Source organism: Pseudodesulfovibrio sp. JC047, from assembly GCF_010468615.1.
GTDB lineage: Bacteria > Desulfobacterota > Desulfovibrionia > Desulfovibrionales > Desulfovibrionaceae > Pseudodesulfovibrio.
Map to the genome: position 1 here is coordinate 16,927 of NZ_WUEH01000012.1, position 14,999 is coordinate 31,925.

The window sequence follows — 14,999 nt, forward strand, 5'->3', positions numbered from 1 at the left end:
TCGAATGGAGTCAGGATCATTGGGTATGCAGCATTGGATACTTCACATCGACATGGACGCCTTTTTTGCCTCTGTGGAGCAGCTCGATAACCCCGAATTGCGCGGTCAGCCCGTGGCGGTCGGTGGGTCTTCTGAACGGGGGGTTGTCTCAGCCGCAAGCTATGAAGTCCGGGCGTATGGCGTGCATTCGGCCATGAGCGTGGTCAAGGCGCGGCAATTGTGCCCGAATATCATTCTCGTGCCCGGTCGGATGAAGCGGTACAAGGCTGTTTCGCGTCTGGCCATGGGCGTGTTGCACGAGTTCTCTCCGACGGTCGAACAGACCAGTGTGGATGAAGCCTATCTGGATGGGACCGGACTGGAGCGACTGTTCGGGCCGATTGACGAAGTCGCTCGGCGGATCAAGACCCGGATGGTGGAGGTCACTGGATTGACCTGTTCCGTTGGTGCCGCCCCGGTTCGTTTTTTGGCCAAGATCGCATCCGATGTGAATAAACCAGATGGTATTTTCATCGTGCATCACCAGGATGTCCCGACATTTTTGCACACGCTACCCGTCCAGAAAATTCCCGGTGTCGGTAAAAAGTTTGTTCAAAGATTGAAACGGCATGGAGTTCGAACCTGTGGCGATGTGTTGCGTAAACCACGTTATTATTGGGAAGAAAGACTTGGCAAGTATGGTGGTGCACTGCATGATCGCGCCAGTGGAATCGACCCGACGCCGGTCATGGTTTCCTCGGGTGCCAAGAGTTGCAGCGCGGAAAATACGTTTCATCAAGATACCACGGACAGAGATATTTTGAAGAAGTGGTTGCTTGTTCAATCGGAACGGGTTGGGGCAGATCTTCGACGACATGGCTACAAGGGGCGGACCGTGACGCTCAAAATCAAATACGCTGACTTCAAGCAGATCACGCGGTCCAAAAGTCTGGATGGACGCACGGATGAAACCTCGGTCATTTTCGAAACCGTGTGTGGCCTTTTGCAACGGGAGCGGCTGCGCCGGGCCGTGCGACTTATCGGGGTCGGCGTTTCCAATTTTGAAATACGCACACGACAGGTCATGCTTTTTGAAGAGTCGCCGTTGGAACTGGAAGCGACCAGCGAACTGGACAAGGCCGTGGATGCGGTCCGCCGTAAATTTGGTGGGACAGCCGTGACGCGTGTGGACCTGCTGGGATTTCAGGGAAAAAAAACGGATTCTGATAAATAAGTTCATCATTTCATCGATATAGCAGAAACTTGCCAAGGCCATGAAAGATTACTACATCATGCCTTGAGACGTGACATTAACTGTCCGCATGTCTGTGCGGCGTAACCCAATATGGATATATGAAAAAAAAGAGTGTGCGTTTTCAAACTGTTGCCCATGGCTTTTGGGTCATGCTCGTTTGTTCCCTGCTGGCTGTTTCTTCGGCCTTTGCCGAAGACCCGGAAGGATTGATGGACGTTGATCTGTCCCCCAAACCCGCTGCCTTGGACTCGGCTGTCGAGGCCGGACTTGACCATGTATTTCAGGTTTTGGAAGGGGACAATGCCCAGTTCAACCTTCAGGCAATTCAGCCCATGCTGGATTTTGTCGTGAATACGACCGATGACCCCAAGAATATCGCTCCGGCCAAACGATTCAAGGGAAAAGGCATCTGTTTGCGGCAGGAAGTCGCCACGGATCTCGATACGATTTTACGGTATTTCTACAACCCGGATATTCCCAATTATCTGTTGTGCCCAGCGGTGCTTCGGTTGTCCGGTTGGCACAAGGACAGCCAGTTCCTGACCCGGGACAAGGGCTTGTGGGAAGAACTGCCGACATTGACCGAACCGGTGTTTGTCCGGGGACGTGAATTTGAGGCCAATACGCCGGACTCCTTTGCTGAAGCCTATTATGCTTATGATTCAAATCGGCTGCTCATTCTGCTTAACTATCAGGGAAAAAACGTTTTGGTGTCCGTCACGGAGCAGGACGGCAAATCTGATGTTGGCCGCAAAGGCGCGATCTTGAATGACACGCAATGGGATTATTTCTATTCCGGTCTGGAGGGATTGAACAAGGGCATGATCGGGTGGATGGATACCTTCATGTATTCGTCCGGTTCGGTGCAGATTTTCGTGGAGCATGACGCGACCGCGCCACAAAGTTCCGTGTTCCTGTTCAAGTGGCTGAACGCGGGTTGGGCTGGAATGAACGTGGTCAAACGGAGCCATATCTATGACGGAAGTCTTCGGTATGCCCGGAGTTTCAAAAAGGTAGTCGAGTCCACGGATCTGACCCCTGAATCGGTGGTGCAGAACATGGCTGACGTGGTCTCCATGTCTGATATCGAAATGGATGTGCTGATCCGCCAGTATGCCAGGAATTTTGAAACCCGTTTCAAGAATGATCCCAAACTCAATTCTGGAGAATATGCAGAGATCATCGCGGACGGCGGCTATGCAAACGTTTTGGACAAAGAAGGTCGTCGGTCGGTTTTGGCCTTGGAAAAGCTCAAGAGTATGCTCGGCATGGAAACGCTGGTGACGCTTGGTGATGCACCCGCAGCCCCGAAAGTGGTTGCGACACCGGCTCCGGTTGTCGTCGAAACCCCTGTCAAGGAAATGCCGGAAGGGTAAACGCTGGCAGGAAACTCGTATCCACGCTATATTGACGGCGCGTTCCATTTGGTGACGCGCCGTTTTTTTGCCAAGGAGAATACCATGTTGGTCAGTGAAAGTGATGCCAAGTTCATGTTTTGTCCCCTGCTTAAAACACACGATGATAAAATGAAGATGTGTCAGGTTACCATGTGCATGATGTGGCGATGGGCTGATGAAACCCGGGGAAAAGGGTATTGCGGTTTGGCTGGAAGTCCTGTTTCAGCCAAGAAATAACTGGCTGTTTTTCTGGAAGAATAGCGGGAGACGGGTGTGTCAAAACCATTTGAATTTCAACTGGAAAAGGTTCTCGAATACCGGGAGCAGCTCGAAGAGCAGGCCAAGGGTGCTTTGGCATTGGCCAAGGCTGCGCGGGAGACGCAGGCGGCCAGGGTAACTGCGTTGGAAGAGCAACTGCGGAAACATCTGCTGACGGAAAACACGTCCCATTCTTCAGCCAATGATATGTGGTTGTGGCGGCAGTACAAGGACGCGTTGACTCAGGATCTTTCTGTTGAACGGGTGAACCTGAATACTTTGGAACTCAAATTGCAAAGATGTCGGACGGAGGCCGTGGAACGCTCCAAGGAAAAAAAACTTCTGGAGAAGCTCAAGGCAACACAAGCCAAGAAGCATCATGACGAAGAAAACGCCCGCCAAGAGAAGGAAAACGATGAAATGGCAACGCTTCGGTACAAATCTCAAAATTTCTAGAATTCTCGCCAGCCTCGTCTTTTTGGCGTTGCTCAAGCTCGCGGTATTCGGAATGCTCAGTGTCGATTCTCTGACACTCAAGGTCGTGGAATCGGTTTTGCCCGACAGTGTGGCCTCTGTGGCCAGTGCTGCGGAAACCGAAAAACCGTCTTCCACTCCCATTGCGGATACGGCTGATTCAGAGGCCAACCGGCGGATTCAGGCAGAGGCTGAAGCGGACAAGGCCGCCGCGTTGCGGACAGAAGACGATTTGCCCAAGGAGTGGAAAGCCCTCAAGCGCAAAGAGGAACAGCTCGCCATCAAGGAGCGCACGCTCAAGGAGATGGAGGCCAGTATCAAGGCCGAGGCCGCCAAGGTGGAGAAGCTTCACGCCGAATTGCGGCAGATGCTCGACGAGGCCAAGCGGGTCAAGGACAAGCGCGTCAAGCAGTTGGTGGATATGCTCTCCAACACCAAGGCCAAGAAGGCCGCCGAGATTTTGCAGAACATGGACGACGACTTGGCCGTGAAGGTGTTGTCCGGGATGCGGGGTCGTCAGGCCGGTCAGATCCTTTCGTTTGTAGAGGCGAACAAGGCGGCGCGGCTTTCGGAAGAGCTGACCAAATTGCAAATTCCCTTTGATGCCGACATGTGATTTTGAGAGGAAAATGATGGAAAGGGTGTGGTTTTGAGCCGCACCCTTTTTTTGTGGGGAAGCCTCTGGTGGCCTTTTGGGGGTGGTCTTTCCAGTTCGGGATGTTTCGGGTATACCCGGGCGCATGATTCGTATTCGATTGACCCTTGCCTATGACGGGACTGATTTTTGCGGGTGGCAGTTGCAACCCCGGGACAGGACCGTGCAGGGCGAGTTGGAAAAAGTACTTGCCACGATTTTGGGCACACCCATTCGGGTGCATGGTTCGGGCCGGACTGATTCCGGGGTTCATGCCCTGGGACAGGTCGCGCATTTTGACTGTGACGATGCCCGGGAGGATTTTCCGTGGCGGCGCAGCCTGAATGCCCTGTTGCCCAAGGATGTCCGGGTGGTTGCTGCGGCAAAGGCTCCCTTGACCTTTCACGCCCGGTATTCTGCCGGATCGAAGACGTATGAATACTCCCTCTGGCATGAACGCGAGTTCTGTCTGCCCCAGCGGCGTTTATTCGTGTGGGACTGTGGCCCGGTAGATTTTTCTGCCATGGATGCGGCGGCCCGGATATTGGTGGGCGAGCATGATTTCGCCGCGTTTCAGAATGTGGGAACTGACGTTTCGTCAACGGTTCGTTCCATCAGTGAGATTTCGCGACATCCCGGCCAGACGGTCCATGAGTCGATGTGGCGGTTCTCGGCCAACGGATTTTTGAAACAGATGGTCCGCAATCTGGTGGGGTGTCTGGTGGCGTGTGGTCGAGGTCGGATGTCTCCGGATGCCGTCTCAAAACTGCTGGATGGTCGTGATCGGACACAGGCTCCAGCCACGGTGCCGCCGCAGGGCTTGACCCTGATGCAGGTGGAGTATCCGCACTAATTATCTGGTCAGTATATCGCGGTCCTTTTCGCTGAAAAAGAAGGTACTCGCTTCCATGCGCTGCGTGATGGGCTTGACCTTTTTGCAGAATTTGATGGTGGTTCCCGGGTAGACCATTCGTTTGACCTGAATGTCGATGCCATCGAGTTCCCGTTGATGAGCAACCATGAGGTCTTGCATCCTGTTTTCCACCGATTGATGACATTTGGCCAGAGCGGCCCGATGTTTGAGCACTTTGGCGATGGCCTGTCGTTTGTCCTTGGGTGCGCGGGTGAGCAGTTCCTTGGGAGACGATGTGCCGATGGCCTCGTCGATTTTCGCGATGGCCTGCCGCACCTTGTTCCGTTTCAGGCGGAGGTCGTCATCTTCCTGTTGTTCAAGGTAGACCCCGATGACGGTAATCACGCCAAGCTCCGAGCTGGTCTCGTTGGCTTCGACGCCTTTGCGAGTCAGGATCGTTCCACCATTGATGACGCCTTTGCCCGAAGTGGCGAATAAACGACCATCCGCAGAGATCGTGGAGTTGAGGATTTCGTTGGCCACATGGATGTCGCCTCCGGCCCGGACATTCGCATTGGTCATGTAGTTGGCAATGATGTCCCCGTCACAGACCACTTCTCCCCCATCCGGCATGAGGATGCCCCCTTTGACCTCGATCAGGTCTCCGGCATAGACCGTGGCGCTTTCGATGGACCCTTCGACAATGACGTGCGCCGGGGCTGAGACGGAAAATCCGGCCTGGACGGACCCGAGAATCTTGATGGAGCCGTGCTCCACCTTGATGTTGCCGGAATTCAGGTCCACATTGCCCGGAATAACGAGACATTCGGTGACGGAAAGCGTGTTGCGTTCCATGACGACGATGCCTTTTGCCTTGGAGCGAAAGGTGATCTCGTCGTCATCGAGCATCACGTTTTCGCCAAGGTGGACATGCAGTTCTTTCCCTTCATGAGCCGGGATGGTCTTGCCATAGAGGTCAATGCCTCCTTCTCCCGTTGTGGGTGGGTGCAATTTGCCGATGGCCTGATTGGTTCGGACTGTCGGATAGGTTCCCCTGTTGCGAAAATCCAATCGTCCCGACGTGTCTTCGGTCCCAGTTGTCTCTCTGGTGGTAACGAGATATTCGAGCCAACCATCCCGACCCGGAACCGGGTGTGCGCCTTTGACGAGCGTCTGTTCGTGCAAGGGAAGGCCAAGTCTTTTGGCTTGGCTCAGCTTTTCGTCAAGTGCTGTGCGGTCAACGTCAATGACGACGCCGAGATCACGCATTTCCTTGTCAATGCGTTTCGGGGTGATGCGGTTGCCTTTGAAGTCCTGATGGTGAAGTGTTCCCGAAATTTCCACGGCGTCTTCTGAAATGCGTGGAATGGGGAAGACCGAAACAATGCCGTCCGAGACTGAGGCCATACCCCATACTTCGGAAATATATGACTGGCTAACGGCATCCCAGTGGACGTTGTCTCCGGCTTCGATGGAGATTTCTTCCGGTTTGAAAACGCCTTTGGGCGTCAATGTATGACCGTCGATGGTCTGACCGTTCGCGGCTTTTTGGGCCTTGCGGAATCGAATGAATCGATCGTTCGGGAAAACAGGAAATTTGAGATCGCCAAGGGCCATGAGTGTTGCGTCTCGGGGCTCTTGTGCTGGAATGCCTCGCACCAGAGTGATGCCCTTGAATTCTTTTTCTTGAGTGATGGCATCGATGATTCGTCTGGCAGCGACATCGTCAACGGGAAGCTGGACACCGGCTTCGGCAACCTGTTTTCGCAGCAGACTGACGCTGGGCTGCTCTCCTCCATCGGGAGGGAAATAGCGGTTCACTCCAAGTTTCATGCCGTCTTTGGACATGGCGAAACGAAATCGTGCGTCCAGGCCTTTTGTATGTGCTTTTTCGTCTGCCATTATTCCACCGTCAATGAGAAAATGGTTGAGGGTCAGGTCACAGGGCGTCTTTGCAAAAAAGGGAAATCCAGAGTCTAAAAAAGACCTATCACAGGATTCTCGAGTCTGGCAATTCCTCGAAGAAAGAAGTATTTATAGGAGTAGTTATGGTTTGCTTTAGCGGGAAAGTCGCCAGTACAATTCTTCAAGGAGTGCCACGAGATCGGCGTGGATTCCCCCTGGTTCCGGGGGGATGCCGAACAGAGCGCGACGTTGTTCGCGGAGTCCTTCGGTCGAGACGGCCAACGGGTCGGAATGGAAGACTGTCATGGCCAGCCGTTCGGCGAGGAGATAGCCGGTCAGGCCATTGACCAAAAGGTCCATCAGCTCTTTGAAACGGTTGCGATTCCGGTTCCAGAATTCGAGAGCATCATTATTGGGTTCGGTGGCCACGGATTCGCAGATGAGCGAGTATAACGAATTGATACCGGCGCCGGGAATGCCACGTCGCCAGCCAAGGAGCCACGGGTTGCGCCAGAAGAGCAGGAAGTGGTCCGTGCCAGTGGTGATGATCTGTTCCATGGCCTTTTGGGCTGAGAGAAGGATGGGGTCATCCCAATGGGTCGGGCGGGCCGAGATATCCCATGCCGGGACCGGGCCAGTGTCGAACGTGGTACCCAGGGCCTTGCCCAAAATGTGTTGGAGCCAGTGGTTCGCATGTGGTGAGGCTGGAGTTTCAAGGTGTGCATAACTCAGAATCACTGTTCCCTGACCAAAGTCGTTGGCCGTGACACAGGGCAGACCATCCATGAAATCCGGGCTGAGATGGATTCCGTACAGATTTTCCCAATCCGCCATGGTCCCCTTGGGCAGGGTGGACAGATTGATGTCTGCGACCCAGAAATCCGGGCCGGGTTTTCCGTATCGGGCCAACACGGTCACGGAGTCGTCCTTCGGAGCGAATCGGCCTGGCCACCAGACCGGGAGCAGGGCATCTTTCATGTCGTCGGGGATCAGGGAATTCCCTTGCGTCAGGGTCACGTTGACATGGCCGGATAAGAAGTGGTGGAGTCGATTTTTGTAGCCCCGGCGAGTCCAGGGTGAGAGTCCCAGTCCATACGGGCCGGTCAGGGCCAGACCCGTGCCGCCGCAGAATCCGAGATAGGTGCCGCCATCGTGAACGAATTGACAGATGGCGTCCATTCCCCGTGCGGTCAACCGATCCGCCTTGCCTTTGGCCCGTCCTCCGGGAACGATAAGGAGCTTTGGCGTGTCTCCGAGCTTGCCAGAGAGCGCGCCATCAGCTATTTCTTGGCCGCGTACAAGACGATGGGGAATACCCCACGCGGACAGTGCCCGTGTGATCAAAAGTCCCCAAAAATGGGATTCGTCCCAATATATATGTATGCTTGACATATGCGGCCCCCTCGACAAGGGTAAGTGCGCACGCTACCAAGGCCTGCCCCGGGAGGCAAGCTTAACCAAACGATATTTCAGGCCGTCAGTTTCGCAGACTGGCGTTTTTGCTCTCATAAAGGAAGGATTTCATGGCACGTAAAGAGTTGGCCAAAGCCTACGAACCGTGGGATGTCGAGGAAAAGTGGGAAAACCACTGGGAAGAAAACAAGACTTTTACCCCTGATCCCGAGGCGGAAGGCGATCCGTATTCCATCGTCATTCCTCCGCCGAACGTCACTGGCGTTCTGCATATGGGCCACGCGCTCAACCTGACCATCATGGACATCTTGTGTCGTTTCAACCGGCAGCAGGGCAAGAATGTCCTGTGGGTGCCCGGGATGGATCACGCGGGTATCGCCACGCAGAACGTGGTCGAGCGGCAGCTCAAGGAAGAGGGTTTGACCCGGTACGACCTTGGCCGCGAAAAATTTATCGAACGTGTATGGGACTGGAAAAAGGAGAAGGGTGACCATATCCTGAGCCAGATCCGTCGCATGGGCGCATCCGTTGACTGGAGCCGGGAATGTTTCACTTTTGACGAACAGCGCGCCAAGGCCGTTCGCAAGGTTTTTGTCGAGCTGTATGAAAAAGGTCTCATCTACAAGGGCGACTACATCATCAACTGGTGCAATCGGTGCCACACCGCCCTGGCTGACGATGAGGTCGAGCACGAGCCGAAACCCGGCAAGCTCCATCATATTGAATACAAACTTGGTGACGGGTCCGGTACCCTGACTATCGCCACCACGCGTCCCGAGACCATGCTGGCCGATACAGCCATTGCCGTGAACCCCGAGGACGATCGTTTCAACCATTTGATTGGCAAGACCGCGATCCTGCCCATCATTGGCCGCGAGTTGCCGATCATCGGTGACAAATACGTTGATATCGAATTCGGAACCGGTTGCCTCAAGGTGACCCCCGCACACGATATGAACGACTGGGAATTGGGCCGCAAGCACAATCTCGAAGTGATTTCCATTCTGGATGAAGATGGTGTCGTCAACGAGAATGCCCCGGAACGATATCAGGGACTCGACACCGTGGCCGCGCGCAAGCTCATCCTCGAAGAACTCGACGAACTCGGACAGCTCAAATCCATCGAGGACCACGATCACAAGGTCGGCGTGTGTTATCGCTGCAAATCCGTGATCGAGCCGCATGTTTCCACCCAGTGGTTCGTGTCCATGAAGCCGCTGGCTGAAAAGGCCCGTGCCGCCATCCCGTCCAAAACCCAGATTTTCCCGGAACATTGGACCAAGACGTATTACAACTGGTTGGACGAAATTCGTGACTGGTGTATTTCTCGTCAGATTTGGTGGGGGCATCGTATCCCGGCCTGGACCTGTGAGGAGTGCGGTGAATTGACCGTGGCCGTGGATGATCCGACCTGTTGCTGCAAGTGTGGGTCAAAGAAGATCGTTCGAGACGAAGATGTGCTCGACACCTGGTTCTCGTCCGCCCTGTGGCCATTTTCCACCATGGGCTGGCCCGATGAGACCAAGGAATTGGCGAAATATTACCCGACGTCCTGCCTGGTCACCGGCTTTGATATCCTGTTTTTCTGGGTGGCCCGCATGATGATGATGGGGCTTGAATTCATGGATGAGATTCCGTTCCACCATGTGTATATTCACGCGTTGGTCCGGGATGAAAAGGGCAAGAAGATGAGCAAGTCCACGGGCAATGTCATTGACCCTCTGGACATGATCAAGAAATATGGTGCTGATGCCCTGCGTTTTACTCTGACGAGCTTCGCTGCCATGGGCCGCGACATCAAGCTCTCGGAACAGCGAATTGAAGGCTACAAGCACTTCATGAATAAAATTTGGAATGCGACCCGGTTCGCCATGATGAATCTGCCGGAAGAAATTCCGGCGGTTACGTTGTCTGAAGCGGATGGGCTGGCCAACAAGTGGATTCTGCACCGCCTCGAAGAGGTCAAGCTGGCGATCACCAAGGCCACTGAGGAATACAAGTTCAACGAGATCGCCCAGATTCTCTACAAGTTTATCTGGAGTGAGTTCTGCGACTGGTATCTGGAGATGGTCAAGCCTGCGCTGTACGGTGAAGACGAACAGGCCAAGGCCGCGACACAAGTGGTGTTGTGGACGGTGCTGTCCGAAATCATGGTTCTGTTGCACCCGGTGACGCCGTTCATCACGCAGGAAATCTGGTCCGTGCTGCCCCGTCCGGCTGGCGATGACCGGTCCGATGATATCGCGACCCTGCCGTTCCCCGAGACTCGGGATGCGTGTCTGGATGCGGCCAGTGTCAAGGACATGGAATTGTTCATGGGCGTGGTGTCCGGTGTGCGGAATATCCGGACCGAACTGTTGATCGAACCGGCCAGAAAGCTGGATTTGCTCATCAAGACCGTGTCCGATGCCGACAAGGCCGTGCTCGAAGCTAATATTACCTTGATTCAGTCCTTGGCCCGGGTAGACACCGTGACCATTGGTCCTGATGTGGTCGCTCCCAAGGCATCCGGCGCAGCCGTGGTGCAGGGCAACGAAGTGTCGGTCCCGCTGGAAGGCGTGGTGGACTTCGAGTCTGAACTGGCCCGTCTGGACAAGAATATGGTCAAACTTGAAAAGACCATGAAGGGTGTATCCGGCAAATTGGCCAACCCCGGCTTCGTGAACAACGCTCCCGAAGCGGTTGTCGAAGGCGAGAAGAGAAAATTGGCTGAAATGGACGAAGAAAAAACCAAACTGTCCGAACTCAAGGCCCGCCTTGAAAGCGTGATGGGATAAATTGTCTTCATTCCGGGAGCGGTTTCGATCATGAAGCCGCCCTCGGTTCTTTCACCTGAACTTGTACCGCGTCGTCAAGAGTTCGGGAATGCAAATGATATTTATTGGCGACGCGCGGCACAGTCCTTTTGCTTGTGCCAGAAACATCAGCACCCCGTTTTCCCCCTCACTCGCGAAGCGGCCCACGCGTTTCGGAAAGGAGAAAGGGATGGGGGTGCGGAGGCAAACATCATGGCAAACGTATTTCTTGTTGGAGCCGGCCCGGGTGATCCGGGAATGCTCACATTGCGTGCAAAGGAAATCATCGAGACCTGCGACATCATGATTTACGACTATCTGGCCAACGCCGACTTTTTGAAGTGGTGCAAGCCGGAGTGTGAAATTTTGTATGTGGGCAAAAAGGGTGGAGATCACACCCTGCCGCAGGATAAAATCAACGATCTGATCGTGGAAAAAGCTCGGTCCGGCAAGGTTATTTGCCGACTCAAGGGCGGCGATCCCTATGTCTTTGGTCGTGGCGGCGAAGAAGGCGAGGAATTGGTCGAGGCCGGTATTGATTTCGAAGTCGTTCCAGGTATCACCGCAGGTGTGGCCGCCGCAGCCTATGCCGGTATTCCGGTCACCCATCGCGATCACACGACCTCTGTCTGTTTTATTACCGGACATGAGGACCCGACCAAGAGCCAATCCGGTAACAATTGGGCCGTGTACGGGCAATCCACATCCACACTGGTTTTTTATATGGGTGTGGGCAACCTGCCCATGATTGCCAAGAATCTCATGGACAATGGTCGTGCCGTTGATACGCCAGTCGCTTTGGTGCGCTGGGGGACCCGGTGCAACCAGACGTCCTTTGTTTCCACTTTGGAAAATGTGGCTGAAGAGGCCAAAAAACGCGATTGGAAGGCCCCGTCCATCATTATTGTCGGTGGGGTGTGTTCCCTGCATGACAAGCTGGCGTGGTTCGAGAAGAAACCCATGCTCGGCCAGGGCGTGGTTGTGACCCGCGCTCGTGAACAGGCGTCCGGGCTGGTCGATGTCTTGCGCGGCCACGGTGCCTGTGTCCACGAGTTCCCGACCATTTCCGTGGAACCACTCGCTGACTATATGGCTGTCGAGACCGCGATCTTGCAGTTGGCCAGATATCAATGGACGATTTTCACCTCGGTGAATGGCGTGAAATTCTTTTGGAAACAACTCAAGGAAATCGGTTTGGATTCCCGTATCTTCTGCGGAATGCAGGTGGCGGCGATCGGACCGGCCACGGCGGACGCATTGCGCTCCCGTGGGATCGAGCCGGATTTTGTACCGGAAAAATATGTGGCTGAACATGTGGTCAAGGGGCTGCTCGAACTGGATATTCAGGGAGCGGATGTCCTCATTCCCCGCGCCAAGGTCGCCCGTGAAGTCCTGCCCGAAGCATTGAAAAAGGCCGGATGCAACGTCACGGTGCTGCCAGTGTACGAAACCAAACTCGTCCAGGCTTCCGGGGATGACATGGAAGCATCGCTGACCAATGGTGAAATTCAGTATGTGACGTTCACCTCGTCCAGCACGGTAGAGAACTTTTTTGCATTGGTCTCACCCGATGTTTTCAAGAAGTACCCTGAAGTGAAGATCGCCTCCATTGGACCGATTACTTCTGACACCGTCAGGAAATTCGGCTTTACGCCAAGTCTGGAACCGGAGGATTACACGATTCCCGGTCTGGTGGCGGAATTAGTCAAGGATACGGAATAACGATTTTGAAAAGGCTTTTGACAAGGGCTTTGACCATGTGGTTGAAGCCCTTTTTTTGTTGGATGGCGTGTTATCGATAGCGTGCTATAATGCGATCGAGTTCGCCTGAGATCGTGAGGTGGTCGAGGGCCTTTTGGAGTTTGTTGACCGTGGCCGGGTCCATGGATGGATTCACTCCGAAGGAGAAAGCATTGTCCATGAGTGGGTAGACGCTTTCAAACAGGTCTGGGTCCGCCCCCAGCTTTTTGATATGATGTGAAAAAGCGAGTTCCGGTATGGCGATCAGATCAATGCGACCAGAGAGCAGTTTCTGGACGTTCAGTTGAATGTCATGCAAACGCTGGATATTTTGGTTTGGCACGCCGTGCGCGGTCAGCGCGTGATCGGACGCACTTTTTCGCACCGTTCCGATGGAATAGTGCCGAGTGTCGGCTACCAGGTCTCGAATGACGATTTTCTTGTTTTTAGGGGCAATGAGGCTGCTTTTGATGTGGACAATCGGTCCGATCCATTGGAAGTGCTTTTCTCGTTCAGGAGTTCTTGCCATGCAAAAGAGGATGGCATTGGGTTCGTCCTGGAGTTTTTGATACGCTCTGGCCCACGGCAGGATCTGGATGTCGTCGCGGGTGAGTGGCACCTGAGCAATCTCGGTCATTCTGAACAGGATATCTGTTGCCAGACCGGATATCCCTTCTGCTGATGTATAGTTGAAGGGAGGATTCTCTTCCGTCAGAAAAAGTATCTTCTGGGCTTTGGCCGAAGCGGTCCCTAGAATGACGGTGTATAAAAAGGCGAATGCCCACAGTGCTTTTTTCATAGTAGAGACAGACAATACGATGTTAGATGTGCCCTCACCCCTGTTGTGACAAAACCTCAGTAGGGAAGCAATGTTTTTACAGATATTTGCACGCGATGTTGTACTGTGGCTGCTTGTGGAAAATCCGCGCTTGAAAAAATGGGCGGATTGGGCCAAGTTCGGGCCTGGAGAAAAACACCTTCTGGACATATTTCAAGGGAGTATTCATGCCATTGCCCATAGCCGTTCTCGTGTCTGGGAGCGGGTCGAATCTGCAATCCATCATCGATCGGGTCGAAGCCGGAGTACTGGATGTCGAAATCAAGCTGGTCATATCCAACAAGGCCGATGCCTACGGGCTTGAACGAGCCAGACTCCACGGCATTCCCACACGGGTTCTGCTGCATACCGACCATGCCTCCAGAGAAGCCTTTGATGCCGAAATGGTCCGGGCGATCACGGAGAGTGGTGTCGGTCCTGAGGGTGTGGTCGTCATGGCTGGATTCATGCGTATCGTGACCCATGTTTTTCTCGGTGCATTTGAAAATCGGGTCATCAACATTCATCCGGCGTTGTTGCCGTCGTTCCCCGGTGTGCATGGGCAGGACGACGCCGCAAAGTATGGCGTCACGATTGCCGGGTGTACGGTTCATTTTGTCGATGAGGAAATGGACCATGGGCCGGTTATCATTCAGGCCGCTGTTCCCTGCCTGGCAGGCGAAGGTGGCGATGGCCTCGGATCGCGTATTTTGGAAATGGAACATCGGGTCTTTCCACAGGCCTTGCAATGGCTCGCAGAAGGACGACTCGAAATCGAGGATCGGTCCGTGCGGCTGAAACCGGCAGAAAAAAAACAGGCCATCCAACCTGTCGCGGGTGTCGATAAAGAGACTCGTGCATTGATTTGGCCACCATTGGAAGCGGGGTTTTAAACGGGTATGTCACTGCATTCTATTGAAGATGTTCGATTTGTAGCTATTGATTTTGAAACGGCTGATCCCAAACGGGATTCCGCCTGTGCCGTTGGCATTGTCGTGGTGGACAAGGGTGAAATCGTCACCCGGGATTACCGGCTTATTCGGCCTCCCCGGAAGAAGTTCAACCCATTTTGCGTTCGGGTCCATGGCCTGCATTGGGAAGATGTGTGTGATGAACCGAGTTTCGGCGACCTATGGCCGGAGCTGGAACCGCTTTTCACGGATGCTGATTTCATTGTGGCGCACAATGCGCCTTTTGATAAGTCAGTCTTGCACACCTGCTGCAAGGAATCCGGGTGGAACGCTCCGCCGCAACCGTTTTTGTGTACGGTCCAGTTATCTCGGACCACGTGGGAACTGGCGTCCAATAAACTGCCCAGCGTGTGCGATCATCTCGGGATTGCGTTGAATCACCATAATGCGGCGTCCGATGCAGAAGCGTGTGCGCTTATTGCGGTCAATGGTCTGCGGGAGAACCCGCATTTCATGGACCGGATTTTTTAGATAGCATGAGAAGGGGCACTCTTTGTCCGGGGATTTG

Annotated in this window: 13 protein-coding genes; 10 read left to right on the top strand and 3 right to left on the bottom strand. The window is 54.1% G+C overall.

Going from position 1 to position 14,999, the window contains the following annotated elements; translation table 11 throughout:
• Positions 1–25 precede the first annotated feature (25 nt).
• The 6 genes from dinB to truA all read left to right on the top strand — a co-directional run bounded on the left by dinB (position 26) and on the right by truA (position 4,850).
• Positions 26–1,213: a DNA polymerase IV gene (gene dinB, locus GO013_RS09470; protein ID WP_163810490.1), complete on the top strand. Its 1,188-nt coding sequence runs from the start codon at positions 26–28 to the stop codon at positions 1,211–1,213.
• Positions 1,214–1,332: 119 nt separating this feature from the next.
• Positions 1,333–2,610 (top strand): hypothetical protein, encoded by a 1,278-nt coding sequence (locus GO013_RS09475; protein WP_203529495.1) that lies wholly within the window; start codon positions 1,333–1,335, stop codon positions 2,608–2,610.
• Positions 2,611–2,694: 84 nt separating this feature from the next.
• Positions 2,695–2,868, top strand: coding sequence for a hypothetical protein (locus tag GO013_RS17005; RefSeq protein WP_203529497.1), 174 nt, complete (start codon positions 2,695–2,697; stop codon positions 2,866–2,868).
• Between the two features lie 36 nt (positions 2,869–2,904).
• On the top strand, positions 2,905–3,345 hold the full coding sequence (gene fliJ / locus GO013_RS09480) for a flagellar export protein FliJ (RefSeq protein WP_163810492.1): 441 nt from the start codon (positions 2,905–2,907) through the stop codon (positions 3,343–3,345).
• The gene (locus tag GO013_RS09485; RefSeq protein ID WP_239057813.1) at positions 3,305–3,979 is read left to right on the top strand and encodes a magnesium transporter MgtE; all 675 of its coding nucleotides are present in this window, start codon (positions 3,305–3,307) and stop codon (positions 3,977–3,979) included. The genes fliJ and GO013_RS09485 overlap by 41 nt, the downstream gene beginning before the upstream one ends.
• 124 nt (positions 3,980–4,103) lie before the next feature.
• Complete coding sequence (gene truA, locus GO013_RS09490; protein ID WP_163810496.1) at positions 4,104–4,850, top strand: tRNA pseudouridine(38-40) synthase TruA; 747 nt, start codon at positions 4,104–4,106, stop codon at positions 4,848–4,850.
• Here the strand turns inward: truA and GO013_RS09495 are convergent, their stop codons facing one another.
• Entirely contained in the window at positions 4,851–6,752 is a 1,902-nt protein-coding gene (locus GO013_RS09495) for a FapA family protein (protein ID WP_163810497.1), read from the bottom strand.
• Between the two features lie 156 nt (positions 6,753–6,908).
• On the bottom strand, positions 6,909–8,147 hold the full coding sequence (locus GO013_RS09500) for a BPL-N domain-containing protein (protein WP_163810499.1): 1,239 nt from the start codon (positions 8,145–8,147) through the stop codon (positions 6,909–6,911).
• Between the two features lie 131 nt (positions 8,148–8,278).
• Here GO013_RS09500 and GO013_RS09505 point away from each other — a divergent pair, with 131 nt between their 5' ends.
• Together GO013_RS09505 and cobA are read left to right on the top strand one after the other, a co-directional pair.
• Positions 8,279–10,945 (top strand): valine--tRNA ligase, encoded by a 2,667-nt coding sequence (locus tag GO013_RS09505; protein ID WP_163810501.1) that lies wholly within the window; start codon positions 8,279–8,281, stop codon positions 10,943–10,945.
• A gap of 231 nt (positions 10,946–11,176) precedes the next feature.
• The gene (gene cobA / locus GO013_RS09510) at positions 11,177–12,685 is read left to right on the top strand and encodes a uroporphyrinogen-III C-methyltransferase (RefSeq protein ID WP_163810503.1); all 1,509 of its coding nucleotides are present in this window, start codon (positions 11,177–11,179) and stop codon (positions 12,683–12,685) included.
• A gap of 70 nt (positions 12,686–12,755) precedes the next feature.
• Here cobA and GO013_RS09515 read toward each other — a convergent pair whose 3' ends face one another.
• Positions 12,756–13,502 (bottom strand): transporter substrate-binding domain-containing protein, encoded by a 747-nt coding sequence (locus GO013_RS09515; protein WP_163810504.1) that lies wholly within the window; start codon positions 13,500–13,502, stop codon positions 12,756–12,758.
• 206 nt (positions 13,503–13,708) lie between these two features.
• On the opposite strand from GO013_RS09515, the gene purN reads away from it, so the two are divergent.
• Positions 13,709–14,413, top strand: coding sequence for a phosphoribosylglycinamide formyltransferase (purN, locus tag GO013_RS09520; protein WP_163810506.1), 705 nt, complete (start codon positions 13,709–13,711; stop codon positions 14,411–14,413).
• A 6-nt stretch (positions 14,414–14,419) separates the two neighbouring features.
• A complete protein-coding gene (locus tag GO013_RS09525; protein ID WP_163810508.1) occupies positions 14,420–14,962 on the top strand; it encodes a 3'-5' exonuclease in 543 nt (180 codons plus the stop codon).
• Positions 14,963–14,999 lie beyond the last annotated feature (37 nt).

Coding starts and splice junctions, on each gene's coding strand:
- truA (WP_163810496.1), top strand. CDS start 4,104: ATGATTCGTATTCGATTGACCCTTGCCTATGACGGGACTGATTTTTGC.
- purN (WP_163810506.1), top strand. CDS start 13,709: ATGCCATTGCCCATAGCCGTTCTCGTGTCTGGGAGCGGGTCGAATCTG.
- GO013_RS09475 (WP_203529495.1), top strand. CDS start 1,333: ATGAAAAAAAAGAGTGTGCGTTTTCAAACTGTTGCCCATGGCTTTTGG.
- dinB (WP_163810490.1), top strand. CDS start 26: ATGCAGCATTGGATACTTCACATCGACATGGACGCCTTTTTTGCCTCT.
- GO013_RS09500 (WP_163810499.1), bottom strand. CDS start 8,147: ATGTCAAGCATACATATATATTGGGACGAATCCCATTTTTGGGGACTT.
- GO013_RS09485 (WP_239057813.1), top strand. CDS start 3,305: ATGAAATGGCAACGCTTCGGTACAAATCTCAAAATTTCTAGAATTCTC.
- GO013_RS17005 (WP_203529497.1), top strand. CDS start 2,695: ATGTTGGTCAGTGAAAGTGATGCCAAGTTCATGTTTTGTCCCCTGCTT.
- GO013_RS09505 (WP_163810501.1), top strand. CDS start 8,279: ATGGCACGTAAAGAGTTGGCCAAAGCCTACGAACCGTGGGATGTCGAG.
- GO013_RS09495 (WP_163810497.1), bottom strand. CDS start 6,752: ATGGCAGACGAAAAAGCACATACAAAAGGCCTGGACGCACGATTTCGT.
- cobA (WP_163810503.1), top strand. CDS start 11,177: ATGGCAAACGTATTTCTTGTTGGAGCCGGCCCGGGTGATCCGGGAATG.
- GO013_RS09525 (WP_163810508.1), top strand. CDS start 14,420: ATGTCACTGCATTCTATTGAAGATGTTCGATTTGTAGCTATTGATTTT.
- GO013_RS09515 (WP_163810504.1), bottom strand. CDS start 13,502: ATGAAAAAAGCACTGTGGGCATTCGCCTTTTTATACACCGTCATTCTA.